The following is a 25,781-nucleotide window of genomic DNA, read 5'->3' as shown; positions in this document are numbered from 1 at the left end:
ATCGGCGGAAGCGCGGGGCATCGCCCGGCCATCGCCGAGAGCGAACACTGGGCGGCTTCAAAGCTGCGGCACGTAGGCTGGCGCGCATGGCTACCGTCGCGCTCACCATGGACACCTTCGAGAAGACGATCCTCGAGGGCGGCACCGTCTTCGTCGACTTCTGGGCGTCCTGGTGCGGCCCCTGCCTGCAGTTCGCGCCGAACTACGAGGCCGCGGCCGCGGCGAACCCCGACCTCGTCTTCGCGAAGGTCGACACCGAGGACCAGCAGCAGCTCGCCGCGGCGATGAACATCACCTCGATCCCGACGATCATGGCGTTCAAGGACGGCATCGGCGTCTTCGCTCAGGCCGGTGCGCTTCCCCGCCCGGTGCTCGACGACCTCGTCTCGCAGGTCCGCGAGCTCGACATGGATCAGGTGCGCGAGCAGCTCGCGCGCGAGGAAGACGGCCAGGCCTCCTGACCCGGGCTTCAGCGCGCCGGGCGAGCCGGTTCAGATCGCCTCGTCGAGTCCGCTGAGGTCGAGCTCCACCTTGAACGGCCGGCCGTCGCCGACGATGCGCGCCGGCACTCGCACGTACCTGCCCTCGCCGCGCAGCGCGTCGAGCCGGTCCACGTAGCGGTCCTCCGCCGCCTGACCGAGGTAGCCCGCGTGCCGGGGTCGCTGCCCGCCGACGAGCTGCACGCCGACCCGGTAGCGGCGGGCCATCCAGCGGCTCGCGCGCGGCACGAGCACCGCCGGCTGCTCGGGTCCGCCCTGCGTGCGGGCGATCTCGATGCCCGATTGCCGATGCGCGGCGCCGTCGATCGGCACGACGGTGCGCAGCTCGCGGTAGGCCGAGGGAGCCTCGACGAGGGTGAGGTCGTCGACCCCGAGGAGGTTTCCCCACTGGTCGGGGTTCGCGCCCCGCTTCTCCCGGCCGATCGAGATCACCAGGTAGACGAGCGCCACCGTGAGCAGCACGATGAGCGGCCAGAACAGCCACGGCTCGGCCCCCGGCCGCACGAAGCTCGTCGCCAGCAGCACGACGAAGAGCGCGAGGTACGGGAACGGCTCCCACAGGAGCAGGGGCTTGCGGCGGGGGGCTGACATGCCCTCAACGGTATCTGCTCGCCAGCGGCCGACTCACGGCGCCTTCCCAGCGCTGCGGCGCGGCGGGGCGGCGCGGTGGCGCTCCGCCCGGGCGCACCGTCTCAGCGCAGAGCGGGCAGCCGGGCGGCGACGTCCTCGAGCACCCGCTCGTCGCCGGCGTAGATGCCGGACTCGCGCGGCCAGTGCGCGACGACCTCGTCGAAGCCGAGCGCCCGGGCCCGTTCGACGGCGTCCTCGAACGCGGCGGCGCTCGCGAGCGAGTATCGCTCGCCCTCGTCGAGCGAGAGCACCCGGGCGACGCCGGCGACCTCGCGGCCCTGGGCGGCGCACGCCTCCGCGAAGCGCTGCGACAGCTCGCCGACGTGCCGCCACCACGCCTCCGCGTCGAGCTCGGAGCGCCCCGTCGTGATCCAGCCGTCGGCGAGCCGCGCGGCGAGCGCGAGGCCGCGCGGACCGTTCGCCGCGAGCTGGATCGGCAGACGCGGCGGCTGGGCCGGCGCACCGACCATCCGGGCACGTTCGGCCGTGAACCAGTCACCCGCGTACGAGATGCCGCCTGAGCCGGGCTCCTCGAAGCGGAGCAGCCGATCGAGCGCCTCCACGAACTCGACGTAGCGATCGTGGCGCTGCCGGGGCGACAGCGCGGCCTGACCGAGCACGTGCGCGTCGAAACCCGTGCCACCGGAGCCGAGCCCGGAGACCACGCGCCCGCCCGCGATCTGATCGAGGGTCCCGAGCTCCTTCGCGAACGGCACCGGGTCACGGAAGTTCGGGTTCGCGACGAAGGTGCCGAGCCGAATGCGCGAGGTCACCATCGCCGCCGCGGTGAGCGTCGGCACGGTCGCGTGCCACGGCTCGTCGGCGAGGGAGCGCCAGGAGAGGTGGTCGTACGTCCAGGCGACGTCGAAGCCGAAGGTCTCCGCCGCCTGCCATCGCCGGGCGGCGTCCGGCCACGGGTACTGGGGAAGGATGACGATGCCGAAGCGCATGCGCCGAGCCTAAGCCGCTCGTCCGTCGTCCGCACCGGGCGGGAGCGGCAGCGAAGCCGTGACCGGCATCGGCTCCGCGCCGAGTTCGACGGCGACCGCGGAGGCCGCGACAGCTCGCTCGCCGAGGGCGCCGGGCGTCACGGGCCGGCGCTCGAGCTTCACGCACACGATGCCGGCGAGGATCAGCACCCCGCCGAGGATCTGCAGGCCGCCCAGCACCTCGCCGAGCAAGACCCAGCCGGCGATGGCGGCGAAGACCACCTCGGAGAGGCCGAGGAATGCGGCGAGACGGGATCCGAGGCGGCCGATCGCGGCGAGGCCCGCCGTGTAGGCGAACGCCGTGGAGAGCAGGCCGACCGCGAGGAGCGCGACGAACCAGGGCGCGTCGCCGCCGAGGAAGGCGACGTCGTCGAACACGAAGCGCATCGGCAGCAGTCCGGTCGCCCCGAGGAGTGCGAGCGCCACCGCCCCGACGACGAAGCCCGCCGCGATGAGCGCGAGCGGCGGCAGCTGCGCCGCGGCGGACTCGCCGACGAGGTAGTAGACGCAGACGCCGACCATCGCGAGCGCCGCGAAAGCGAGCCCGAGCGGGTCGAGCCGGCCGCCGCCCGGGCCGATGACGAGCACGAGCCCCGTGAGCGCCAGCACGGAGCCCGCGAGCACGATGCGCTGCGGCATCCGTCGGGAGCGCGCCCAGGCGAGGAGCACCAGGGCGATCGGTGCGAGGTACTCGATGAGGAGCGTGAGCGAAACCGGGATGCGCTCGAGTGAGGCGTAGAAGAAGAACTGCACGCCGGCGACGGCGATCAAGCCGAACAGGAGCACGGTCCAGCGCGCCCGCCACAGCGGGCGCAGGTCGCCGTGGAGGGCGACCAGGCCGGGGACGGCGAGGATGACGGCGGCGATCGAGATGCGGGCGAGCACTGCCGCACCCGGGCTCCAGCCGCTCTCGAGCAACGGCTTCACGAAGACGCCGCCCACCCCGAAGGCGAGCCCCGCCGCCACGCCCAGGGCGATCCCCGTCACACCGCGCGATCCGCGCACGAGCCCTCCTCGACTCCGTCGCCGAAGTGCCCGCCGTCATGGGCGAACACCGTTATGCTCGTGACAGTACGGCACGCGAAAGTCAGGAGTCAAATGATTTTCACCAATGACACGATCGATGCCCTGCAGTTCGCCGCCGCCCTGGCCAACACGGTGCCCGAGGCCAGCGGGTCCGGCGCCGACGAGCTCGCCGATCCCGCGGCGCTCGCCGCCATCCTGGATCGCTGGTGGTACTCGGGCCGACGCGACGGCGACGCCCGCGAGCTCGCCGAGGTGACCGCAGCACGCGAGCGCCTGCGCGCCCTGTGGTCGTGCGACCGCGACGACGCGGTCGCCGAGGTGAACGCGATCCTCGCCGAGTCCGACGCGGTGCCGCGGCTCGTCCGGCATGACGCGCTCGACTGGCACATCCACGCGACCTCGGCCGAGGCTCCGCTCGCCGAGCGCATCCTGGTCGAGGTCGCCATGGCCTTCGTCGACGTCGTACGCGCCGATCAGCTCGACCGGCTGCGCCGCTGCGGGGCCGACGACTGCGACGCCGCCTACCTCGATCTCTCGAAGAACGGCTCGCGCCGGTTCTGCTCGACACGATGCGGCAACCGGATGGCCGTGCGCGCCTACCGGGCCAGGGGCTGACCCCGGGCGGGTCGCCGGACGCCGGGCATGACGAAGGCCCCCGGCCTTGCTCCGAGGAGCAGGTGCGGGGGCCTTCGCAAGAAGTTCGCGGAGTCGTCGAGAGCCGCGCGGACTGCCGTGCTTAGCGGCGCAGCCCGAGACGCTCGATGAGCGTACGGTAGCGCTCGATGTCGACGTCGGCGAGGTAGCCGAGCAGACGACGACGCTGACCGACGAGGAGCAGCAGACCACGACGCGAGTGGTGGTCGTGCTTGTGCTCCTTCAGGTGCTCGGTGAGGTCCTTGATGCGCTTGGTGAGGATCGCGATCTGGACCTCAGGGGATCCAGTGTCACCGGGGTGCGTCGCGTACTCTTCGATGATCGCCTTCTTGGTCTCTGAATCCAGTGCCATAGAGGGATCCCCTTTCTTCTCGTTGCGCGCTGCCCGGGGCCTGATGCCTGGGCTCTCTTCATGCGCGGCCGGTGGACGGCAACCGAACTAGCTTAGCAGAGCGCGGGAGGCCGGCCTGCCCCAGACTGGAGGCATGGTGTTCGCGATCAAGCGGGTGTACGAGGCGGCCTCGGCCGACGACGGAGTCCGAGTGCTCGTCGACCGGCTCTGGCCGCGCGGCGTGAGCCGGGAGCGGGCCGAGCTCGACCGCTGGGACACGGACGTCGCCCCCTCCCCCGAGCTCCGCACCGCCTGGCACCGTCAGCTCGAGGACTTCGCGCACTTCGCCGCGCAGTACCGGCAGGAGCTCGACGCGGGCACGGCGGGTGCCGAGCTGCTCGAGTTCGGCCGGGAGCAGCCTCGCGTCACCCTGCTCTTCGGCGCGCGCGATCAGCGGGTGAACCACGCGACGGTGCTCCTCGACTGGCTCGCCGAGCACGGCGCGGAGGTCGAGCGGCCCGACTGAGCGCGCCGCTCGCCTGCCGGAGCGACGGGCTCGCCCGGCTCAGGCGCGCGACTCGGCGAGCGTGAGCCCGGGCTGCGGCTGCTTCCGGAACTGCCCCGTGATCGCGAGCAGGACGATCACGACGGCGAAGAGGATCCAGCCGGGCCAGCCGAGCATCGAGCCCCACGGATCTGCCGGGAGATCGCTCGCGTCCACGAAGATCAGGAACTGCGAGCCGGCGGTGTTGAGCGCCGCATGGGCGACGACCGCCGGCCACACCGAGGCGCTGCGCAGGCGCAGCCAGCCGAAGACGGTGCCGACGAGCACGCAGAAGACGACCATGCAGAGGACGCCCACGAGGTCGGTGCGGCCGTAGTTGTAGCCGAGCAGGATGACGGGCGCGTGCCAGAGCCCCCAGATCACGCCGCTCGCGAGGAGCGCCGCCCAGGTGCCGAGCGGCCGCAGCGCCGGCAGCAGCCAACCGCGCCAGCCGAGTTCCTCGCCGAAGGTCGCGCCGCAGTTCACGAGCGTCACGACCGGCAGCATGAGCAGCGTGATCGTCACGACGGTCGCGGCATCCGCGCCCTGCCCGCCGCTCGCGGCGAGCGCCGCGGCGACGCCGCTGAACCCGGTCAGGTCGAGGCGGATGAGTCCCATCGCCTCGCCGAGGAGGAGGGCGGCGAACGGGATGAGGGTGAAGCCGACCGCGCCGAGCGCGATGAACAGCCAGGTCCGCCCTGCCGGCCGCAGGGGCCAGAGCCCGAGCCAGCGCGGTGCACTCGGGGCGCGGTGCACCCAGAACACCACGACGAGGGCGGCGACCGTCGGGGTGAACATCATCGCGAGCGTGAGCGGGCCGAACAGCGGGCTCGCGAGCCCCTCCCCCGAGAGCCACACCGGCAGCTCGACGAGCCAGGCCCCGCCGAGCGCGATGACGAGGAAGACCACCACCGCGCGCCACGGCACGGACGTCGGCAGCACCGCGCCGCGCTCGGAGTTCTTCGCCCGCTGGCGGTCGGCGGCGCCCGCGGCGCCCGCCCCGGTCGGCCCCTGCACCGTGGTCGTCTCGGAATCGCTCATGGGTCCCAGCGAAGCGGATCCGGCGGATGCCGCGCCTCCCCCGCACGGCGGAACCGTCTCCCCCGCACGTCGGAACCCTACGGCGCGAGCAGGAAGATCGCGGGCCAACCGTTGTGCGCGTAGACGATGACGGCGAAGACGACCGCGTCGAACAGCAGATGCACGGTCAGCACGTAGGTGAGCGACTTCGTGAGCGTGAACGTCCAGCCCTGCACCAGGGCGAACGGGATCGTGAGCAACGGACCCCACGACTGATAGCCGAGCTCCCACAGGAAGGAGACGAACACCGTCGCCTGCAGCAGGTTCGCCTGCCACACCGGGAAATGCCGGCGGAGCAGCGTGAACACCGTGCAGATGAAGAAGAGCTCGTCCCAGGTGCCGACGGCGTTCACCCCGACGAACAGGCGTGCGATCTCGTCGGGTGCGACGACGGTCGGCCAGTTCTCGTACACGCCGGAGGTGATGAAGTAGAACGGCAGGATGAGCCATCCCGCCACGACGACGGCGGCGAGGTAGCCCCACTGCACGAGCGTCCAGCGCTGCCCCGTCCGCCAGGGGAATCGGATCACCCGTTCGCGGTAGAGGAAGCGCGAGACGAGGTACGGGACGGCCACCGCCAGCCCGAGGACGACGGTGAAGCGGATCATGCCCGCGTTCGAGAGGTCGGCCTTCAGCGAGACGGTCGAGATGATCAGCTGGCCGAGCGCGATGAGCGCGAGGTCGGCGGCGAGCCGCTCGGTGCGGCCGGCGCGATCGCAGAGCCACGCCCCGACGAGCCCTGCGGCGAGCAGCGCGTAGCCCGGCCAGACCAGCTGCAGCCCGAACAGCAGCACGGCCGCGCCGCACACGGCGGCGGCAGGGAGGAGCCCGATCGCATGGCGGCGGAGCTCGCCCGTCGGAAGCGCTGGCATCGTTCCAGCCTAGAGGTGGCCGCTGTCGGCGGTCGGTGGCAGCATCGAGTCATGCCGGAGATCGTCCCGCCCTACCTCCTCGATCGCATCGCCGAGGCCGCCGGCCCGCGCTTCCCGCTCGCGGCTGAGGCCGCGCGCCGCGCGCTGCTGCGTCCCCCCTCACCACGACTCGGTCCCGGCCCGCTGCCCGGGCTGCCGAGCGTGCTGCCCGACGCACCGTCGACGCCGGTGCGCCGCATCTCCGATGCCGAAGGGCTCGAGAAGCTGCCCGGCCGGCTCGTCCGCCGCGAGGGCGAACCGGCCACCGGCGACGAGGCCGTCGACGAGGCGTACAACGGCCTGGGCGACACGCACCGCATGTTCGAGCGCGTGTTCGGCCGAGACTCGATCGATGGCGCGGGCATGCCGCTCGAGGCCACGGTGCACTTCGGCGACCGCTACGACAACGCCTTCTGGGACGGCGAGCGCATGGTGTTCGGCGACGGCGACGGCGAGGTGTTCCAGGGCTTCACCGGCTCGCTCAGCGTCATCGGCCACGAACTCGCGCACGGCCTCACCGAGCACACCGCCCGGTTGCGCTACGAGGGGCAGTCGGGCGCGCTCAACGAGCATGTCTCCGACGCGTTCGGCGCGCTCGTCGAGCAGTACGCCCTGGGGCAAGACGCCGAGGCCGCGAACTGGCTGATCGGCGAGGGCATCTTCACACCGGAGGTCGAAGGCCGGGCCCTCCGCTCCATGCTCGAGCCCGGCACCGCGTACGACGACGACGTCCTCGGCCGCGACCCGCAGCCGGCGCACTTCCGCGACTACGTCGAGACGAGCGACGACCACGGCGGGGTGCACCTGAACTCCGGCATCCCCAACCGTGCGTTCGCCCTCGCCGCGCGCGAGCTCGGCGGCTTCGCCTGGGAGCACGTCGGGCGGGTCTGGTACGACGCGCTCGTCTCCGGCCGGCTCCGCGAAGACGAGACCTTCTCCGGCTTCGCGGCCGAGACCCTGCGCACGGCGGCCGAGCGGTTCGGCGCCGGGTCGCGAGAGCACGGGGCGGTCCTGCGCGGCTGGCGCGAGGTCGGCATCGAGCCCGAGCCCGCAGAGCCGGGCCGGGCGGAGTAGCATCTGGCGCGATGGACGTCATCGTGCAACGCAGCGGCGGACTCGCCGGGCTCCGCCTCACCTGGGAGGTCGAGGTCGACGAGCAACCCGATCGCGACGACTGGGTGCTGCTCATCGACGAGCTGCCCTGGCACGAGGTTCCCGCGGCGCCGCCCGAGCCCGACCGCTACGTCTACCGCATCAGCTGCCCGCCGAACGAGGTCGAACTCGCCGAGCGCCAGCTCACCGGGCCGTGGCAGGAGCTGGTCGACCGAGTGCGGCAGACCGCCTCGCCCCGACGCGGAGGTGCACCACGACGCCCAGGGCGATGAGCCCCTGCGCCGCGAGGTAACTCACCATCACGACGGCATCGTGCCCGGCGAAGTCGTAGCCCGGCAGGAACCGGCCGAGCCCGAGCACTGAGTCGGACAGCACGAACAGCGCGCCGCCCGTCGCGAGCATCGGGCCGTTCCCGGCGGCGAGCGTCGCCATCGCTCCGAGCGCGAGCCCGTAGGCCGCCACCGGCACGAGGAGCGCCCCGGTGTGCGGGCCGAGCAGCGCGAGGAAGCCGACGAACCACACCGGGTAGACAATGAGCGCCCAGAGCGGGAGACGCCGCCGCCGGCGCAGCCGCACCTCGCCCGCGCCGCGCGACAGCTGCAGGAAGAGGGCGAGGTAGACGAGGTGCGCGGCGAGGAACGAGCCCAGGCCGATCGTGAACCAGCCGTCGCCCGGGAAGCTCAGCGCCACATCACCGCCCCAGGAGAAGACGAGGCCGACGATCAGCAGCCGGCACGCCGCCCCCCGCGGTCGCGGCGCGGCGAGCAGCACCGCGAGCATGAGCGCCGGCATGAGCAGCGCCTTCGTCGCGGTCACCGACCAGTCCGGCCCGATCGAGAGCAGCACGAGGTGTACGACGGAGAGGCCCAGATAGGGCAGGAACGGGGGCAGCACAGCAGGAATGCTAGCGCGGCCCGCGCAGACGGCGAGGGCCGGCGGGGATCCCCCGCCGGCCCTCGTCGTGGACTCGCTCGCTCAGCTGACGCCGAGCAGGTCGATCACGAAGATCAGGGTCTGGCCCGAGAGGCGGTGGCCGCCGCCCGCGGGCCCGTAGGCCTTCTGCGGCGGGACGGTGAGCTTGCGGCGCCCGCCGACCTTCATGCCGGGGATGCCCTCCTGCCAGCCGGCGATGAGCGCCTGCAGCGGGAAGTTGATGGACTGGTTGCGGCTCCACGAGGAATCGAACTCCTCGCCCGAGTCGTACTCGACGCCGAGGTAGTGCACATCGACGGTCGAACCGGGCTGGGCCTCGGCGCCGTCGCCGACGACGATGTCCTCGATGACGAGCTCGGTGGGGGCGGGGCCCTCGGGGGCGTCGATCTCAGGCTTGCTGTTGGTGTCGGTCATGCGTCCATCCAAACGGATGCCACGGCCGAGAGCAATCGCGGACGGGCGTCCACTCCGCTCTTGCGCTGACTGCGAACAGCGTGCACCCTGGAACCCTAAGGAGCTCGTCGCCCAGGAGAGCTGTCGGCAGTGCCACACCCCAGGGCGACGAGCTTCTTCCGTGCCGGCCACGGCCACGGCCACGGCCCGCCACTACCCCATGATCGCGCGGCGAGCGGCCGTCACCCGTTCGAGCAGCACCCGCTCGTCCTCGAGGCGGCGCACGTCGGCCCGGCCCGTCGCGATCGCGTTCCTGGTGAACGCGAGTCGCGTGGAGTCCGCGATGAAGCTCCGCACGGCGGCCGTGCGCGGCGGTCGCTGCGCCTTCGCCCAGGCAAGTGCGGCCCGGCGGCCGGCCGGGGTCGAGAGGCCTTCGACCTCGCCCGCGTCGAACCATCCCGCCGCCTGGTACTCGCCGAGCCGGAGCCGGGTGACCCGCACCTCCTGGCGGCGCAGCAGCACGGTGACGATGATCGCGGCCACGAAGATCGGCACCTGCACGGTCACGTAGAGCGCCACGGCGTCGGCGAAGACGAGGGAACCGTTCCAGAGCGCGTGCAAGCCGATCGCGAGCACCAGGCCGCCGAGGAACCAGCCGCCGACCCGCGCTCCGCCGCCGCGATTGGCGGCGATGCCGAGCGCGAGCCCCGTGCACGCGGTGAACAGCACATGAGCGAAGGGCGAGAAGAGCCCGCGCACGACGAACGTCGCGCCGAGCTCCTCCGTGCCGCCCTCGGCGAGCGCGACGCCGAAGTAGAGCACGTTCTCGGTGAAGGCGAAGCCGGCGGCGACGGTGGCGGCGTAGACGAGCCCGTCGACGGGGCCGTCGAAGTGCGAGCGTGAGAACAGGTACACGAGGAGGACGCCCACGCCCTTCGCCGTCTCCTCCACGATCGGCGCCTGCACCACCGACTGCACCACCTCGTCGCTCGCGCCGCCCGGCGTCGTCACCGCCACCGCGATCTGCACCCCGAGGTCGACGATGAGGGCGATCGCCACGGAGACCGCCGCTCCCCAGAGGAAGGCGAACCAGAGCGCCCAGCGCGGTTCGGGTTCCCAGCGGTCGACCCAGCGCACCGCGAGCAGCACGATCGCGAGCGGCACGAGGGCGAGCACGGAACCGACGACGAGGCTCGACATCCCGAGCGCGACCGCGAGGTAGGCGAGCACCAGCAGGCCCACGAGGCCGGCGACCGAGATGCCGACGACGGCGAAGACGAGGCCGGCCGAGCGGCGCGGCGGCGTCGCGGCCGGCGGGAGGAACTGGGGCTGGGCCTGCGGATGGAAGCTCACGCGCGCAGCTTAGCGAGCCGGCGGCGCCGGTTCGAACATCACCCCGGGGTTCAGGATGCCGAGCGGGTCGAAGAGCCGTTTGATGCCCTGTTGCAGCTCGAAGACGTCGGGGCCGAGCTCCTCGGCGAGCCAGCGGCGCTTCAGGATGCCGACGCCGTGCTCGCCGGTGAGGGTGCCGCCGAGGCGGACGGCGGTGCGGAACATCTCGTCGGCGGCAGCCCAGAGGTGCGCGGGCACCTCGCCGCCGTCGTAGACGAAGTTCGGGTGCAGGTTGCCGTCGGCGGCGTGCGCGATGGTCGGGATCTCGACGCCGTGGCGCGCGCCGATGTCCTCGATCGCCCGGAACATCTCGGCGAGCTTCGAGCGGGGGACGGCGACGTCCTCGATGAGCACCTCGCCGCGCGCCGCCATCGCCGGGTGCATCGCCCGGCGGATGCCGAGCAGGCGCTCCCCCTCGGCGACGTCGCCGGAGCGTCGGGTGCGCCCGCCCGCCGCTTCGAACACGGCCGCGAGCGCGATGGCGTCGGCTTCGGCCCCGGCATCGTCGCACTGGGCGACGACGAAGGCCTCGCCCGGCGCGAGTCCCGCGAGCGGGGTGTCGACGAGCGCCGTCGCGCCGAGGTACTCGGCGATCCGGGCGATGGATCCGGCGTCCAGCAGTTCGAGGATCGCGGACCTGAGCCGGGCCGCGGTGACCGCGGCGCACGCCGCGGCGGCCGCCTCGACGTCGGGGAACGCGGCGGCGATCGTCACGGGGCCGCCGAGCGGGATCGGCCGGAGCCGCACCGTCGCCTCCACGATGACGCCGAGGGTGCCTTCGGAACCGGTGAGGAGCGCGGTGAGGTCGTAGCCGGTGACGCCCTTGACGGTGCGGCGGCCCGTGCGGATCAGCCGCCCGTCGGCGAGCACCACGGCGAGCCCGAGCACCGCCTCGCGCGTGACGCCGTACTTCGCGCAGAGGAGGCCTCCCGCGTTCGTCGCGATGTTGCCGCCGATCGAGGAGATCTCGCGACTGGCCGGATCGGGCGCGAACCAGAGCCCGCTCGGGGCGAGCTGCGCGTTCAGGGCGCCGTTCAGCACCCCGGGTTCGACGACGGCGAGCTCATCGTCCTCATCGACCTCGAGGATGCGGTCCATGCCGGAGACGTCGAGCACGACGGCCCCGGGGCTCGCGATCGCGCCGCCCGCGAGCCCGGTGCCGGCGCCGCGCGGGACGACCGGGGTCCGGGTCGCGTGCGCGATGCGCATCGTCGCCTGCACCTGCGCGACCGTCGCCGGGCGGATGACGGCGAGGGGCCGTTCCTCCGCGCGGTGGCCCGAGCGGTCCTCGCGGCTCGCGTCGAGCGCCGCGCCGTCGAGGACGACCGCGTCCCCGAGCTCGGCGATCAACTGCTGGACGACCTCGTTCGACATGGATGCAGCCTAGCCCCGCCGCTCGTGTCCGAATTCCGCGAGTCATGGTCGGTGGACGGTGGCAGGCTGGACGCATGCCCATCATCACCGACCGCCCGCAGCGGGCCGCCGCCCGCGATGACGCCGCCCTCGCCGATCCGGTCTTCGCCGAGCGGTACCGGGCGATGCGCGCCCGCGACGCCCGCTTCGACGGGCAGTTCATCACGGGCGTGCACTCCACCGGCATCTACTGCCGGCCGAGCTGCCCCGCGGTCTCGCCGAAGCCGTCGAACGTGACCTTCTACCTCACCGCGGCCGCCGCGCACGAGGCGGGGCTCCGCGCCTGCAAGCGCTGCCTCCCCGACGCCGTTCCGGGCTCTCCCGAGTGGGACCTCCGTGATGACCTCGCCGCCCGCGCGATGCGCCTCATCGCCGACGGGGTCGTCGAGCGCGAGGGGGTGCCCGGCCTCGCCGCACGCCTCGGCTACACGACCCGGCACCTCACACGGGTGCTCAGTGCCGAGCTCGGGGCGGGCCCGCTCGCGCTCGCGCGGGCGCACCGCGCGCAGACGGCCCGCACCCTGCTGCTCTCCACGAGCATGCCGGCCGCGGACATCGCGTTCGCGGCGGGCTTCGGCAGCGTGCGCCAGTTCAACGAGACGATCCGGGAGGTCTACGACCGCACGCCGCTGGAGCTGCGCGCCGCCGCGCATCGCTCCGGGGTGGGTGCGCCGCCGTCCGAGGTGACCGCGGACGGCGGCGCCCAGGTGCACCTCCGGCTTCCCGCGCGCGAGCCGTTCGACGCCGACGGCGTGTTCGCGTGGCTCGCGACCCGGGCCGTCGCCGGCGTCGAACGGGCGACGGAGGGCGGCTTCGAGCGCACCCTGCGGCTGCCGGGCGGCCCGGCCCGGCTCGCCTTCACCAACGCCGCCGGCGGCGGCGCGATCGAGGTCGAGGCCCGGCTGAGCACCCTCGGCGACCTGACACCGCTCGTCGCCCGGGTGCGGCGGCTCTTCGACCTCGATGCCGACGCGGTCGCGATCGACGAGGCGCTCGCCGACGATCCGGCACTCGCGCCGGCCGTGGCGCGCGTCCCCGGCATCCGTGTCCCCGGCTGCCTCGACGCCCACGAACTGCTCTTCCGCGCCCTCATCGGCCAGCAGATCTCGGTCGCCGCGGCACGCACCGCGCTCGGCCGGCTGGCGGCCGCCCTCGGCGAGCCGATGCCCTCGGCGACCTCAGGCGAGCTCACTCTCCTCTTCCCCACCGCCGCGGCGATCGCCGAACGCGGCGGGGAGGTGCTCGCCGGCCCGAAGGCGCGGATCGCCACGATCGTCGATGTCGCCGAGCGGCTCACGAACGGCGAACTCGTGGTGTCGGCCGACCGTTCCCGCGAGCAGCTCACCGAGGAGCTTCTCGCCATCCGCGGGATCGGCCTTTGGACCGCCGGCTACGTCGCGATGCGCGTGACGCGCGCGCCCGACGTGCTGCTGACGAGCGACCTCGCTCTCCGAGCCGGCGCGCTGGCGCTCGGACTCCCGGGCGACGCCGCCGAGCTCGCCCGCCGCGGAGCGGGCTGGGCGCCGTGGCGGAGCTATGCGTCGATGCACCTCTGGCGCGCCGCAACCTGACGGTTCATTTCGGATGGCGGAAGCAACTGTCGCCATTGTGGAAGGATCCCGCTGGAGTGTTGTACATGCCGTCAGGTTCCGCCCGGATGCCACCCGATAGCTTGGAATGGTGAAATTCGCGCACCTGAGAGTCGAAGGCCAGACGACCCCCCGGCTCGCGGTGGTGATCGCCGAAGCAGCGCTCTTCCTCGACGAGGTGCTCGACCCGGCCCCGCGCGACCTGCAGGACCTCATCGAGCAGGGCCCCGAGGGGCTCGGCGCCGTCCGCGTCGCGGTCGACGTCGCCCTCGCGGCGGGTGCACAGCTCACCCCCGTCTCCGAGCTGCGCCACGCCTCCGCGGTGCTGCGCCCCCCGCACATCCTCGCCATCGGCGCGAACTACGCCGCGCACTCGCAGGAGCTGAAGCTCCGCCACGAGACCGCCCCGACGATCTTCTCGCTCTGGCCGAACTCGCTCACCTCGCACGGCGCCACGACGAGCTGGTCCGAAGACCTCTCGACGCAGGTCGACTACGAGGCCGAGCTCGGCGTCATCATCGGCCGTCCGGCGCGCGGCGTGCACGTGCGCGACGCCCTCGACTACGTCTGGGGCTACACCGTGGTGAACGACATCACGGCGCGCAACATCCAGTTCAGCGAGGCGCAGTGGTCGCGCTGCAAGTCCTTCGACGGCTTCACCCCGACCGGCCCGGTCGTGGTCACCGCCGACGAGATCGCCGACCCGCAGGATCTCTGGCTCACGACGAACCTCGACGGCCGCATCCTGCAAGACGCCTCGACCAACGAGATGGTGCGGAGCGTCGCGGAGATCATCTCGTATCTGTCGCGCTCGGCGACGATCCCGCCCGGCACCCTGATCAGCACGGGCAGCCCCGGCGGCGCCGGCTACTCGCGCAACCCGCAAGTGTTCCTGCAGGATGGCTCGACCGTCACGATCACCGTCGAGGGCATCGGCTCGCTCACGACCCACTGCCGGGTCGTCTGAGCCGCCCCACCCCCGCATGCGAACGGCGCCCCGGCCTCGGCCGGGGCGCCGTTCGCGTCGCCCGCTACTCGCTCGGCTCGGCCTGCAGCTGCTGCACCGGGATGGCCGTCGTGATCGGTCGGATGCCGGACAGCTTCGACGGCGAGAGCTGACGCTCCACCTCTTCACGGCTCATCAGCCCGGCCTCGACGACGAGGTCCGCCACCGGGCGGCCGGTCGCGAGCGCGAGCTTCGCGAGCGTCGCGGCCTCGGTGTAGCCGATGAACGGGATGAGGGCGGTGATCACGCCGACGCTCGTCGAGACCATGTGCTCCAGGCGGTCGGTGTTCGCGGTGATGCCGTCCACGCAGTTCACGCGGAGGGTCCAGCACGCCTGACGCATCCAGGTGATCGACTGCAGCAGCGAGTGCGCGATGACCGGCTCGAACGCGTTCAGCTGCAGCTGACCGCTCTCGGCGGCCATCGTGACGGTGAGGTCGGCGCCCGCCACGGCGTACGCCACCTGGCTGACGGCCTCGGGGATCACGGGGTTGACCTTGCCCGGCATGATCGACGATCCCGCCTGCTTCGGCGGCAGGTTGATCTCGCCGAGGCCCGCCTGCGGGCCAGAGGAGAGCAGCCGCAGGTCGTTGCAGATCTTCGAGAGCTTGATGGCGCTGCGCTTCAGCGCGCTCGAGAAGGTCATGAAGACGCCGGTGTCGCTGGTGGCCTCGATGAGGTCGGGGGCCGACTCGAGCGTGAGCCCGGTGATCTCGCTGAGCGTGCGGACCACGGCCGCGGTGTAGCCCGGCTCCGCGGTGATGCCGGTGCCGATCGCGGTGGCGCCGAGGTTCACCTCGGACAGCAGCTTGATGGTCTCGCGGAGCCGGTCGACGTCCTCGCCGAGCGTGGTCGCGAAACCGTGGAACTCCTGGCCGAGCGTCATCGGCACCGCGTCCTGCAGCTGCGTGCGGCCGACCTTCAACACCTCGTGGAACTCGCGCCCCTTCTTGCCGAACGCGATGCGCAGCAGGTCGAGCTCGGTGAGCATCGTGCGCAGCGAGAACGCCATGGCGAGCTTCACCGCGGTCGGGTAGGTGTCGTTCGTCGACTGGCTGCGGTTGACGTCGTCGATCGGGTGCAGGACGTCGTAGCGGCCCTTCTCGTAGCCGCCGATCTCGAGCGCGAAGTTCGCGATGACCTCGTTCGCGTTCATGTTCGTGGACGTGCCGGCGCCGCCCTGGATGACCCCGACCACGAACTGGTCGTGCAGCTCGCCGTCGATGATGCGCTGGCAGGCCTCGTCGATCCAGGCGGCCTTCTGCTCGGTGAGCACGCCGAGCTCGCGGTTCGCCCGGGCAGCGGCCTGCTTCACCGAGGCGAGGGCGACGACGAGCTCGGGGTAGACGGAGATGGGGCGCTTGGTGATCGGGAAGTTCTCGAGGGCGCGGAGCGTGTGCACGCCCCAGTAGGCGTCGATCGGCACGCGGCCTTCGCCGAGGGAGTCGCGTTCGACTCGGGTGGGGACGTCGGGTCCGATCATGTTCGCCTCCAGGCGGCGCTCGTGGGTCGGGTGTGCGGAGATCGACACGCTGGCTCCATCGCCTCGGCCGCCGAGGGTCGCCCGGCGGGTGGTACCGGCGCGGTTCCGCGCCTCTACCGAGCCTAGCCCGAAGCGCCGGCCGGCGGAGCACCCCCCGCGCCCCGCCGGCCGACCCCTCCCGGCGCCCCCACGCCGGGATCCCGCTTCCCGCTCAGCCGAGCGGCGCCGCACCGCCCGGGCCACCCGCCGGGCGCCCCTCGGCCGGCTCGTCGACGCCGTCGCTCGCGAGCAGCGTCTCCTCGACCGCGCCGCCGTATCCCTCGGCCTGGGGATCGCCGTGCAGGCCGCCGGAGACCGCGTACTCCTCCTCCGGGGAGAGCACGAGCCGGTGCCTCCCCCAGACGCCGAAGCCGATGAGCATCACCACGTACACCACCGCGATCGCGATGATCGCCGGGACGAAGGTCGGGTTCAGCAGGAAGCCGACGAAGATGAGCCCCGCGATGACCGCCGCGGCGACGGCACCCGGCACACCCCACGGGCTCCGGTAGGGCCGGCTCGCGTTCGGGAACTTCCGCCGCAGCAGCACGAAGGCGACCATCTGCATGAGGTACGCGAGCACGGCGCCCCACACCGCGATGTTCAGCACGATCGCACCGGCGACGCCCGACGCGCCACCCGCGAGATCCACGATGATCAGCGCCACGAAGCCGATGATGGCGCCGGCGACCAGCGCGACCCACGGCGTCTGCCGCGACCCCGTGAGCGAGAGGAACTTCGGATAGTACCCCGCGCGGGACAGCGAGTACATGTTGCGTCCGTAGGCGAACATGATGCCCTGCAGCGAGGCGAGGAGGCCGACGAGGGCGAAGAGCGCGAGCACGGCGGCCGCGCCGTCGCCGACGATCGCCCGGAACCCGTCGAGCAGCGGCTCCCCCGCGGTGCCGGTCGCCTCGGCGCCGATGACGCCGGTGTTCAGGAACAGCACCAGCAGGCCGGTGATGATGAGCGTCGCCCGGGCGATGAGGCCGGCGCGCGGGATGTCGCGCACCGGGTTGTGCGACTCCTCCGCGGCGAGCGGCAGCTCCTCGATGCCGAGGAAGAACCACATGGCGAACGGCAGCGCGAAGAGGATCGGCAGCACGCCGTGCGGCAGGAAGGCCGTCTGGCCGGCGTCGGGCGCGATGTCCCAGAGGGCGTCCCAGGAGAACTGGCCGGAGAACAGCGCCATCGCCGAGAACACGAGGATGATTGCGATCGAGATGATCGAGACGACGATCGCGAACTTGAACGAGATGTTCGCACCGGCCGCGTTCAGCGCGATGAACGCGAGGTACAGGATGGCCCACCAGATCGGCGCCGGCATCGAGAACCCGAGCAGCTCGCTCGTGATGCCGTCGGCGTAGGCGGCCGAGAAGTAGACGATCACCGCGGTGGTGGCGACGTACTCGATGGTCTCGGCGAGTCCGGTGACGAAGCCGCCCCACGGCCCCATGGCGGCGCGCGAGAACGAGTAGGCGCCGCCCGTGTGCGGCATGGCGGAGCTCATCTCCCCGATGGAGAAGATGAGGCCGTAGTACATCACGATGAGCACGGCGAAGGCGATCAGCATGCCGCCGAAGCCGGCGAAGTCGATGCCGAAGTTCCAGCCCGAGAAGTCGCCGGAGATGACGGCGGCGACCGCGAGGCCCCAGAGCCCCCAGACGCCGGCCGAGCGCTTGAGCCGGCGCTTCTCGAAGTACCCCTCGTCGGCCGTCGAGTACGTGACGCCCGACACCTTGAGCGTGTCCTTGGCCATGGTGCTCCCTTGCATTCATGGCGCGCGCCGTTCGGGCGAGCGCGGGGGTGCGGTGTGTTGGCCACGATGATAGGGGCGTCAATGGTCGGCCGTACAGACCTTTTGTGAAGAAATCTTCTTGAAACATCCAGGTCGGCTGCGAGGCATCCATTCCCAGCGACGCTTCGTCGTGATGTAATGGTCGCCACAACCGACCATTCCACTCGAGGAGGAGCAACGAATGTCGGCACCTACGGGACCCCTCACGCTCGACCAGCTGCGCCAGGCGATCGCCGACGACCACGTCGACACGATCATCGTCTCGTTCACCGACATGCAGGGGCGGCTCATCGGCAAGCGGGTGTCGGCCCGACTCTTCCTCGAAGACGCCGCCGCGCACGGCGTCGAGGCGTGCAACTACCTGCTCGCCGTCGACGTGGAGATGAACACGGTCGACGGCTATGCGATGTCGAGCTGGGAGCGCGGCTACGGGGACATGGCGCTCATCCCCGACTTCGCGACGCTGCGCATGGCGCCGTGGCTGCAGCAGACCGCGATCGTCACGGCCGACCTCCGCTGGCTCGACGACTCCCCCGTCGAGCCCTCGCCGCGGCGCATCCTGCAGCGCCAGCTCGACCGGCTCGCCGAGCGCGGCCTCACCGCCTTCGTCGGCACCGAGCTCGAGTTCATCGTCTTCGACGACTCGTACCGCGAGGCCTGGCGCAAGGGCTACCGCGAGCTGACCCCGGCGAGCGACTACAACATCGACTACGCCCTCCTCGCCTCCACCCGCATGGAGCCGCTCCTCCACGACATCCGGCGCTCGATGGAGGGCGCCGGCATGTACTGCGAGGGCGTCAAGGGCGAGTGCAACTTCGGGCAGCAGGAGATCGCCTTCCGCTACGCCGACGCGCTCACCACCTGCGACAACCACTCGCTCTACAAGAACGGCGCGAAGGAGATCGCCGACCGGCACGGCAAGGCGCTCACCTTCATGGCGAAGTACGACGAGCGCGAGGGCAACAGCTGCCACATCCACATCTCGCTCCGCGGCGCCGACGGCGAGGCGGTCTTCGCCGACGAGTCCGCCCCGCACGGCATGTCCAAGCTGTTCCGGCACTTCCTCGCCGGGCAGCTGGCGGCCATGCGCGAGCTCACGCTCTTCTCCGCGCCGAACATCAACTCCTACAAGCGTTACGTCGCGGGCAGCTTCGCGCCGACCGCGATCGCCTGGGGCCTCGACAACCGCACCTGCGCCCTCCGCGTCGTCGGCCACGGCCATGGCATGCGGGTCGAGAACCGGGTGCCGGGCGGCGACGTCAACCAGTACCTCGCGGTCGCCGCGCTCATCGCCGCGGGCCTGCACGGCATCGAGCAGGAGCTCGAGCCCGAGGAGCTGTTCGCCGGCAACGCCTACGAGTCCGATGTCGCGCGGGTGCCGGCGACCCTCCGCGAGGCGGCCGAGCTCTTCGCCGGCTCGGCGATCGCGCGCGCGGCGTTCGGCGACGAGGTCGTCGAGCACTACCTGAACAACGCGCGCGTCGAGTTGGCCGCCTACGACGCGGCCGTGACGGACTGGGAGCGGGTGCGTGGTTTCGAACGACTCTGAGCCGAGCCGCTCCCCCGCGGCGAGCGCCGACGCTCCGATCATCGGCATCACGACCTACCTCGAGCAGGCGCAGACCGGGGTGTGGGACGTCCCCGCGTCATTCCTGCCGAAGGTCTACCTCGACGCCGTCACCGACGCGGGCGGCATCGCGGTGCTGCTGCCGCCGCAGCCGGCGGACGCGCCGCTCGCACGCCGGGTGCTCGCCTCGCTCGACGGGCTGATCGTGGCCGGCGGCGCCGACGTCGACCCCGCCCGCTACGGGCAGCCCGCGCACGAGCGCACGGGCGCCCCGCGGGTCGACCGCGACGACTGGGAGGACGCCCTGCTCACCGCCGCGATCGACGACGGCGTGCCGTTCCTCGGCATCTGCCGCGGCGCCCAGATGCTGAACGTCGCCCTCGGCGGCACGCTGCACCAGCACCTGCCCGATCTCGTGGGCTCGGCGGCGTACCAGCCCGCACCCGCCGTGTTCGGCGAGACGACCGTACGCGTCGAGCCCGGGTCCCGCCTCGCCGGGCTCGTCGGCGAGGCCGACGCCCTGCCCGTGCACGTCTACCACCACCAGGCGCTCGACCGGGTCGCCGAGGGCCTCGTCGTCACCGCGCGGAGCGAGGACGGCGTCGTCGAGGCGGTCGAACTGCCCGCCGCGCCGTTCGGCGTCGCCGTGCAGTGGCACCCGGAGGAGAACGCCCGCGACCGCCGGCTGTTCGCCGGGCTCGTCGAGGCCGCCCGGGCGCACCGGGCGGCGCGCGAGCGGGGCGCGGCCGCCGTGCCCGCCGACGCGGCCGCCACCTCCCCCGCATCCGCCGCCCCAGAGAGGACCGCGCCATGACGCACACCATCGTGAATCCCGCCGACGAGGAGTTCGTCACCGTGGTCGAGGGCGCCGACGTCGAGCAGACGGATGCCGCGATCGCCGCCGCCGCCGTGGCGCAGCGGGACTGGGTGGCCGCTGCTCCCGCGGACCGGGCGCGGGCGCTCCGCCGCTTCGCCGAGGCCGTCGACGGCGCCGTCGAGGAGCTCGCGGCCATCGAGGTGCGCAACTCGGGGCATCCGATCGGCCAGGCCCGCTGGGAGGCCGGCCACGTCCGCGACGTGCTCGACTACTACTCGGCCGCCCCCGAGCGGCTGTTCGGCCGGCAGATCCCGGTCGCCGGCGGCCTCGACGTCACCTTCCAGGAGCCGCTCGGCGTCGTCGGCGTCATCACGCCGTGGAACTTCCCCATGACGATCGCCTCTTGGGGCTTCGCCCCCGCCCTCGCGGCGGGGAACGCCGTCGTGCTGAAACCCGCGGAATGGACCCCGCTCACGAGCCTCCGGCTCGCTGAGCTCGCCCTGGAGTCCGGCCTGCCGGAGGGCCTGTTCCAGGTGATCCCCGGCAAGGGCTCCGTCGTCGGCGAGCGGTTCGTGACGAACGAGACGGTGCGGAAGGTCGTCTTCACCGGCTCCACCGAGGTCGGCCAGCGGATCATGGCCGGCTGCGCCGCGCAGGTGAAGCGGGTCACCCTCGAGCTCGGCGGCAAGAGCGCGAACATCGTCTTCGCCGACGCCGACCTCGAGCGCGCCGCGGCCACCGCGCCGTACGGCGTGTTCGAGAACGCCGGCCAGGACTGCTGCGCGCGCAGCCGCATCCTCGTCGAGCGGAGCGTCTACGAGCGCTTCATGGAGCTCCTCGAACCGGCCGTGCAGGGGGTGAAGGTCGGCGACCCGCGCGACGAGGGCACCGAGATGGGCCCGCTCGTCGCGGCGGCGCACCGCGACCGGGTGCGCGAGTTCGTGCCCGACGATGGCGACGTGGCGTTCCGCGGGAGTGCGCCCGACGGCCCGGGGTTCTGGTTCCCGCCGACGGTGCTCACGCCCGCCCGCGACGCGCGCACCGCGACGGAGGAGATCTTCGGCCCGGTCGTGTCGGTGTTCCCCTTCGACGACGAGGCGGATGCCGTCGCTTTCGCGAACGCGGGCCGCTTCGGGCTGTCCGGCTCGATCTGGACCCGGGACATCGGCCGCGGCATCCGCGTCGCCCGCGGCGTCGAATCCGGGAACCTCTCCGTGAACTCGCACTCCTCCGTGCGCTACTCGACCCCGTTCGGCGGGTTCAAGCAGTCCGGGCTCGGCCGCGAGCTCGGGCCCGACGCCCCCGCCGCCTTCACCGAGACGAAGAACGTCTTCATCGCCGTCGATTGAGCCGGCGGGCCCGCACTTCGCCCCGATCCGACCACCGCAAACCCCAGGGAGCACCATGACCGTCACCCCGCTCGACCTCACTCAGCGCCTCGCCGGGCGCGTCGCCGTCATCACCGGCGGCGCCTCCGGCATCGGCCTCGCCACCGCCCGCCGCCTCGCGGCGGAGGGCGCGAAGGTCGTCATCGGCGACCTCGACCCGACGAGCGGCGCGGCCGCGGCCGCGGGGGTGGACGGCCTCTTCGTGCAGGTGGACGTCACCGACCAGGCGCAGGTCGACCACCTCTTCGACGAGGCCGCCCGGGTCTACGGCTCGGTCGACATCGCCTTCAACAACGCCGGCATCTCGCCGCCCGACGACGACTCCATCGAGACCACGGAGCTGCCGGCCTGGCAGAAGGTGCAGGACGTCAACCTGAAGAGCGTGTACCTGTGCTCGCGGGCCGCGCTCCGGCACATGGTCGCGCAGGGCCGCGGCTCGATCATCAACACCGCCTCCTTCGTGGCCGTGCTGGGCTCGGCGACCTCGCAGATCTCGTACACCGCCTCGAAGGGCGGGGTGCTCGCCATGAGCCGGGAGCTCGGCGTGCAGTTCGCGCGCCAGGGCATCCGGGTGAACGCGCTCTGCCCCGGCCCGGTGAACACGCCGCTCCTGCAGGAGCTCTTCGCGAAGGACCCCGAGCGGGCGCAGCGCCGGCTCGTGCATGTGCCCGTCGGGCGCTTCGCGAACCCGGAGGAGCTCGCGGCGGCGGTCGCCTTCCTCGCGAGCGACGACGCCTCCTTCATCACCGGGTCGACCTTCCTCGTCGACGGTGGCATCAGCGCCGCCTACGTCACCCCCCTCTAGGCTCGGAACCATGGACGAGCGGGGAGCGGAGCAGGCGGGCATGCTCGACGCCGGCCTGCTGCTGCGGCCCGCGCGGCCCGCGAACGCCTTCGAGGAGACGGTGCAGCGGCTGCTGCAGACGATCCGGCTCGGGCTCATCGCGCCCGGCGAGCGCCTGCCGGCCGAACGCGAGCTGGCCGCGACCCTCGAGGTGAGCCGGGACACCCTGCGCGAGGCGATCGGCTCCCTCGCCGACGCCGGCTGGGTGGTCGCCCGGCGCGGTCGCTACGGCGGCACCTTCGTCTCGGATCCGCTGCCGGAGCCGGGCCCCGGCGTACCCCGCCCCATCGAGCGGCGGACGCTCGACGACACCCTCGCCCTGCGGGCCGTGGTCGAGGTCGGGGTCGCCCGCCGCGCGGCGGAGAGCGAGCTGAGCGCCGCCGACCGGGAACGGCTCTGGCAGGCGCACCTCGCGTGCGGCCAGGCCGACGAGGCGGGCTACCGGGTCGCGGACTCCCGGCTGCACCTCGTCATCGCCGAGGTGGTCGGGGCGGAGTCGGTGACCCCGCTCGTCGCCGAGGTGCGGATGCGCATCAACGAGCTGCTCGACGGCATCCCGCTGCTCGCGCCGAACATCGCGCACTCCGACGAGCAGCACGGGGCCATCGTCTCAGCGATCCTGAAGGGCAGCCCCGACGAGGCGGCGCAGGCCATGGCCGAGCACCTCATCGGCACCGAGGCGCTGCTGCGCGGCTTCTACGGCTGACCGCCGGCGGCTGACGGCCGGCGGCTGACGGCCGGCGGCTGACGGCTGACCGCCGGCGGCTGACCGCTGGCACGCCGAACGGGGCGCGCCCGCCGGCGCGCCCCGTTCGCGGTGCGACCGTCAGAACGCGGTCGCGACGAAGGGCAGGAAGGGCAGCGTGAGCGCGCCGAAGGCGAGCATCCCGAAGCCGACGAGCGCGGTACCGACGAGCATCACGGTGTTCAGCACGACGCCCCAGATGGCCATGGTGCGCGAGGCGGGCTCGCGCTGGAGGCCGACGATGCCGAGCACGAGACCGCCGATCGGCACCAGGAAGGTGAAGCCGGCGACGATCGACACGAGCCCGAGCACGAGGCTCGCGATCGAGAAGCCGTTCGTCTCGGCCGTCTGGGGCTGCGCCGGGGCGGGCTGCTGAGCCCCGCCCGCCGGGTGGACGGGGGTGACGGTGGGATCGATGGTGGTGGTCATGGCTCCAACGCTACGGATCGCGCCTCGGGGTCGGTATGGGGATATCCCCCGATTCCGACCCCGAGCGGACCCGAATGCACCGAACGGGTTCACCCCTGCCCGAGCGCCTCGGCGACGAGCTGCTCGACGGCGGCCAGGCAGCGCGCGCGGTCGGCGGCGACGAAGCCGATCCTCGTGCGCCGGTCGAGCACGTCGGCGGCGGTGAGGGCGCCCTCGACCCGCACGGCGTACTCGACGTCGGCGCGGCGGACGGGGATGCCCTCGACGATCGGCTCCGCCGCGTCGGCCCGGCGGGAGCGCGCGACAGCGTCGTCGACCGCCACGAGCCGCAGTCCGGCGGTGCGGCTCGGCGGCGCCTCGATCGCCCGCGTCGCCACCGCCAGGTCGACCGCCTCCTCCGCCATCCGTCGGTAGGTCGTGAGCTTGCCGCCGAGCACGGAGACGAACCCGCCGCCGGAGACCGCGACGAGGTGCCGGCGCGAGATGTCGGCCGTGCGGTCGGCGCCGCTGTCGATGAGCGGTCGCAGCCCGGCGAAGGCGCCGAGCACCTGCTCCCGGCGCACGGGGGTCTCGACGACCCGGTTCACGCTCGCGAGGAGGAAGGCGATCTCGGCCTCGCTCGGCTCGGGCACCTCCGGCACCGGGCCCGGCGCGTCCTCGTCGGTGAGGCCGACGACGACGCGACCGGACTGCTGCGGCAGGGCGAACACGTAGCGGCTGATCGAGCCCTCGTGCGGAACGGTGAGCGCCGCGGTCGGATGGCCGAGGAGCGCACCGTCGAGCACGAGGTGCGTGCCGCGGCTCGGTCGCACGGTGATGCCGTCGTCGAGGCCGCCCGCCCACACGCCGGTCGCGTTCACCACGGCCCGGGCACGGAGCTCGAAGCGCTCCCCCGTCGTCGTGTCCTGCGCTGAGGCCCCGTCGGCGCGCAGCTCGAGCGCGCGGACGCGAGTGAGGATCCGCGCCCCGTGCGCGGCGGCCGTCCGGGCCACCGTGACGACGAGCTTCGCGTCGTCGACGAGCTGCCCGTCGTACGAGAGCATGCCGCCGCGGAGGCCCCGGCGCTCGAGCCCGGGCACGAGCCGGCGCGCCGTGCCGGCCGTCACGGGCCGTGGCGGGGGCAGCACGCTGCGCGGGGTGCGCGCCTGCACGCGGAGCAGGTCGCCGAGCCCCATGCCGATCGCGCCCGCGGCGCGCTGGCGGAACGAGACGCCCGGCAGGAAGGGCAGGAGCTGCGGCAGCGGTCGGACGAGGTGCGGGGCGATCGCGGTCATCAGCAGGTGGCGCTCGAACGCGCTCTCCCGGGCCGTCGCGACGTCGCCGGTCGCGAGGTAGCGGAGCCCCCCGTGCACGAGTTTGGAGCTCCACCGGCTGGTGCCGAACGCGAGGTCCTGCGCCTCCACGAGCACGACGCGCAAGCCTCGGGATGCCGCGTCGAGGGCGACGCCGGCGCCGGTGATGCCACCGCCGACGACGAGGAGGTCTGCCGGCTCCGCGGCGGCGCGCTCGAGCTCGTGCGGCCGCCGCCGCGCGTCGAGCTCGGCCACCGGCCCGGTCATGGCCGCAGGTGCCCGTCGAGCGCTGCGCGGAGCTCGCGCTCCCAGGCATCCTCGTCGATGAGCTCGGTGACGGTGCCGTGCGAGAGCACGGCGGACTGGGCGATGAGCAGCAGCATGACCGCGATCTCCCGGGGTTCGCCCCGGCGCACCGAGCCGTCGTCCTGTGCGGCCGCGATCGCCGCGGCGAGCCAGGCGAGGATCATCCGCTGACTCGAGCCGACCCGCTGCAGCGTGTACCTCGTGAATGCCTCGGGTTCCTCGTCGAGCAGACGCCCGTAGACGACGTCGGCGCGGAATCCGGCGGAGAAGCGCAGCACGTCGTCGACCAGCTCGGTGCGGGTGCTCGCGGGGCGCTCGAAGGTGTCGAGGAGGCGGATGACGCGCCGCAGCAGTGCCGAGCGCACCACGTCGTCGGCGTCGCTCCAGCTGCGGTAGACGGTGGGCCGGCTGAGTCCGGATCGACGGGACAGCTCGGCGATGGTGACGCCACCGACGCCGCGGCGGCGGATGAGCTCGTCAGCGGCGTCGAGCACGCGCGACTGCGTCGCGTCCCACGCCGGGACGCCCTCCCCGAACGGCGGCAGCATCGCTTGACGTTCTTCCATGAT

27 protein-coding genes are annotated in these 25,781 nt (G+C 72.7%); 12 read left to right on the top strand and 15 right to left on the bottom strand.

The genetic code is table 11. The features are described 5' to 3' along the window. Positions 1–86: 86 nt before the first annotated feature. The gene (locus M3147_RS05730) at positions 87–461 is read left to right on the top strand and encodes a thioredoxin family protein (RefSeq protein ID WP_251202509.1); all 375 of its coding nucleotides are present in this window, start codon (positions 87–89) and stop codon (positions 459–461) included. A gap of 30 nt (positions 462–491) precedes the next feature. On the opposite strand, the gene M3147_RS05725 is transcribed toward M3147_RS05730, so the two are convergent. From M3147_RS05725 to M3147_RS05715, 3 genes are all read right to left on the bottom strand, one after another. Continuing rightward, positions 492–1,091, bottom strand: a complete 600-nt coding sequence (locus M3147_RS05725) for a hypothetical protein (protein WP_251202508.1) — start codon at positions 1,089–1,091, stop codon at positions 492–494. A gap of 101 nt (positions 1,092–1,192) precedes the next feature. Next, complete coding sequence (locus M3147_RS05720) at positions 1,193–2,080, bottom strand: LLM class flavin-dependent oxidoreductase (protein WP_251202507.1); 888 nt, start codon at positions 2,078–2,080, stop codon at positions 1,193–1,195. Between the two features lie 9 nt (positions 2,081–2,089). Then, complete coding sequence (locus tag M3147_RS05715) at positions 2,090–3,124, bottom strand: EamA family transporter (protein ID WP_251202506.1); 1,035 nt, start codon at positions 3,122–3,124, stop codon at positions 2,090–2,092. A 93-nt stretch (positions 3,125–3,217) separates the two neighbouring features. On the opposite strand from M3147_RS05715, the gene M3147_RS05710 reads away from it, so the two are divergent. Continuing rightward, the gene (locus M3147_RS05710) at positions 3,218–3,760 is read left to right on the top strand and encodes a CGNR zinc finger domain-containing protein (RefSeq protein WP_251202505.1); all 543 of its coding nucleotides are present in this window, start codon (positions 3,218–3,220) and stop codon (positions 3,758–3,760) included. A gap of 121 nt (positions 3,761–3,881) precedes the next feature. On the opposite strand, the gene rpsO is transcribed toward M3147_RS05710, so the two are convergent. Continuing rightward, complete coding sequence (gene rpsO / locus M3147_RS05705; protein WP_251202504.1) at positions 3,882–4,151, bottom strand: 30S ribosomal protein S15; 270 nt, start codon at positions 4,149–4,151, stop codon at positions 3,882–3,884. 133 nt (positions 4,152–4,284) lie between these two features. Between rpsO and M3147_RS05700 the strand changes: the two genes are divergently transcribed. Then, positions 4,285–4,656, top strand: a complete 372-nt coding sequence (locus M3147_RS05700; RefSeq protein ID WP_251202503.1) for a DUF488 domain-containing protein — start codon at positions 4,285–4,287, stop codon at positions 4,654–4,656. 39 nt (positions 4,657–4,695) lie between these two features. Here the strand turns inward: M3147_RS05700 and M3147_RS05695 are convergent, their stop codons facing one another. Together M3147_RS05695 and M3147_RS05690 are read right to left on the bottom strand one after the other, a co-directional pair. Further along, a complete protein-coding gene (locus M3147_RS05695; RefSeq protein WP_251202502.1) occupies positions 4,696–5,715 on the bottom strand; it encodes a CPBP family intramembrane glutamic endopeptidase in 1,020 nt (339 codons plus the stop codon). Positions 5,716–5,792: 77 nt separating this feature from the next. Continuing rightward, positions 5,793–6,626, bottom strand: a complete 834-nt coding sequence (locus tag M3147_RS05690) for a CPBP family glutamic-type intramembrane protease (RefSeq protein ID WP_251202501.1) — start codon at positions 6,624–6,626, stop codon at positions 5,793–5,795. Positions 6,627–6,677: 51 nt separating this feature from the next. On the opposite strand from M3147_RS05690, the gene M3147_RS05685 reads away from it, so the two are divergent. Both M3147_RS05685 and M3147_RS05680 read left to right on the top strand, forming a co-directional pair. Further along, positions 6,678–7,739, top strand: coding sequence for a M4 family metallopeptidase (locus tag M3147_RS05685; RefSeq protein WP_251202500.1), 1,062 nt, complete (start codon positions 6,678–6,680; stop codon positions 7,737–7,739). A gap of 11 nt (positions 7,740–7,750) precedes the next feature. Beyond that, positions 7,751–8,050, top strand: coding sequence for a protealysin inhibitor emfourin (locus tag M3147_RS05680; protein WP_251202499.1), 300 nt, complete (start codon positions 7,751–7,753; stop codon positions 8,048–8,050). Here the strand turns inward: M3147_RS05680 and M3147_RS05675 are convergent. From M3147_RS05675 to M3147_RS05660, 4 genes are all read right to left on the bottom strand, one after another. Continuing rightward, entirely contained in the window at positions 7,962–8,672 is a 711-nt protein-coding gene (locus M3147_RS05675) for a lysoplasmalogenase (RefSeq protein WP_251202498.1), read from the bottom strand. The genes M3147_RS05680 and M3147_RS05675 overlap by 89 nt on opposite strands. Positions 8,673–8,753: 81 nt before the next feature. Further along, entirely contained in the window at positions 8,754–9,125 is a 372-nt protein-coding gene (locus tag M3147_RS05670; RefSeq protein ID WP_189086090.1) for an FKBP-type peptidyl-prolyl cis-trans isomerase, read from the bottom strand. Positions 9,126–9,317: 192 nt separating this feature from the next. Continuing rightward, complete coding sequence (locus M3147_RS05665; protein ID WP_251202497.1) at positions 9,318–10,457, bottom strand: PrsW family intramembrane metalloprotease; 1,140 nt, start codon at positions 10,455–10,457, stop codon at positions 9,318–9,320. A gap of 9 nt (positions 10,458–10,466) precedes the next feature. Further along, positions 10,467–11,870, bottom strand: a complete 1,404-nt coding sequence (locus M3147_RS05660; RefSeq protein WP_251202496.1) for an FAD-binding oxidoreductase — start codon at positions 11,868–11,870, stop codon at positions 10,467–10,469. Between the two features lie 74 nt (positions 11,871–11,944). Between M3147_RS05660 and M3147_RS05655 the strand changes: the two genes are divergently transcribed. Then, on the top strand, positions 11,945–13,480 hold the full coding sequence (locus M3147_RS05655; RefSeq protein ID WP_285873449.1) for an AlkA N-terminal domain-containing protein: 1,536 nt from the start codon (positions 11,945–11,947) through the stop codon (positions 13,478–13,480). 109 nt (positions 13,481–13,589) lie between these two features. Beyond that, entirely contained in the window at positions 13,590–14,465 is an 876-nt protein-coding gene (locus tag M3147_RS05650; protein WP_251202495.1) for a fumarylacetoacetate hydrolase family protein, read from the top strand. A 64-nt stretch (positions 14,466–14,529) separates the two neighbouring features. Here M3147_RS05650 and M3147_RS05645 read toward each other — a convergent pair whose 3' ends face one another. Next, positions 14,530–15,987 carry an aspartate ammonia-lyase gene (locus tag M3147_RS05645; protein ID WP_251202605.1) on the bottom strand — a complete coding sequence of 486 codons (1,458 nt, stop codon included), beginning with the start codon at positions 15,985–15,987 and terminating at the stop codon, positions 14,530–14,532. 211 nt (positions 15,988–16,198) lie between these two features. Continuing rightward, positions 16,199–17,785: an amino acid permease gene (locus tag M3147_RS05640; protein ID WP_251202494.1), complete on the bottom strand. Its 1,587-nt coding sequence runs from the start codon at positions 17,783–17,785 to the stop codon at positions 16,199–16,201. Between the two features lie 220 nt (positions 17,786–18,005). On the opposite strand from M3147_RS05640, the gene M3147_RS05635 reads away from it, so the two are divergent. Genes M3147_RS05635 through M3147_RS05615 form a run of 5 tightly spaced genes read left to right on the top strand, consistent with a single transcriptional unit; the run spans position 18,006 to position 23,146 of the window. Continuing rightward, positions 18,006–19,373, top strand: coding sequence for a glutamine synthetase family protein (locus M3147_RS05635; protein WP_251202493.1), 1,368 nt, complete (start codon positions 18,006–18,008; stop codon positions 19,371–19,373). Continuing rightward, a complete protein-coding gene (locus M3147_RS05630; RefSeq protein ID WP_251202492.1) occupies positions 19,354–20,205 on the top strand; it encodes a gamma-glutamyl-gamma-aminobutyrate hydrolase family protein in 852 nt (283 codons plus the stop codon). Before M3147_RS05635 ends, M3147_RS05630 begins: the two co-directional genes overlap by 20 nt. Then, positions 20,202–21,557, top strand: coding sequence for an aldehyde dehydrogenase family protein (locus M3147_RS05625; RefSeq protein ID WP_251202491.1), 1,356 nt, complete (start codon positions 20,202–20,204; stop codon positions 21,555–21,557). The genes M3147_RS05630 and M3147_RS05625 overlap by 4 nt, the downstream gene beginning before the upstream one ends. A gap of 55 nt (positions 21,558–21,612) precedes the next feature. After that, positions 21,613–22,401: a 3-oxoacyl-ACP reductase gene (locus M3147_RS05620; protein ID WP_251202490.1), complete on the top strand. Its 789-nt coding sequence runs from the start codon at positions 21,613–21,615 to the stop codon at positions 22,399–22,401. 10 nt (positions 22,402–22,411) lie between these two features. Continuing rightward, on the top strand, positions 22,412–23,146 hold the full coding sequence (locus tag M3147_RS05615; protein WP_251202489.1) for a FadR/GntR family transcriptional regulator: 735 nt from the start codon (positions 22,412–22,414) through the stop codon (positions 23,144–23,146). A 120-nt stretch (positions 23,147–23,266) separates the two neighbouring features. On the opposite strand, the gene M3147_RS05610 is transcribed toward M3147_RS05615, so the two are convergent. The 3 genes from M3147_RS05610 to M3147_RS05600 all read right to left on the bottom strand — a co-directional run bounded on the left by M3147_RS05610 (position 23,267) and on the right by M3147_RS05600 (position 25,778). Beyond that, entirely contained in the window at positions 23,267–23,614 is a 348-nt protein-coding gene (locus M3147_RS05610) for a hypothetical protein (RefSeq protein ID WP_251202488.1), read from the bottom strand. Positions 23,615–23,703: 89 nt separating this feature from the next. Then, positions 23,704–25,173, bottom strand: a complete 1,470-nt coding sequence (locus M3147_RS05605) for a glycerol-3-phosphate dehydrogenase/oxidase (protein WP_251202487.1) — start codon at positions 25,171–25,173, stop codon at positions 23,704–23,706. Beyond that, complete coding sequence (locus M3147_RS05600; protein WP_251202486.1) at positions 25,170–25,778, bottom strand: TetR/AcrR family transcriptional regulator; 609 nt, start codon at positions 25,776–25,778, stop codon at positions 25,170–25,172. The genes M3147_RS05605 and M3147_RS05600 overlap by 4 nt, the downstream gene beginning before the upstream one ends. Positions 25,779–25,781 lie beyond the last annotated feature (3 nt).

The sequence above is a fragment of the Agromyces mediolanus genome, assembly GCF_023715325.1.
GTDB classification, from domain to species: Bacteria; Actinomycetota; Actinomycetes; order Actinomycetales; family Microbacteriaceae; genus Agromyces; species Agromyces mediolanus_A.
Note: the sequence above shows the minus strand (reverse complement) of the source record. Positions and strands in the feature narration are given on the sequence as shown.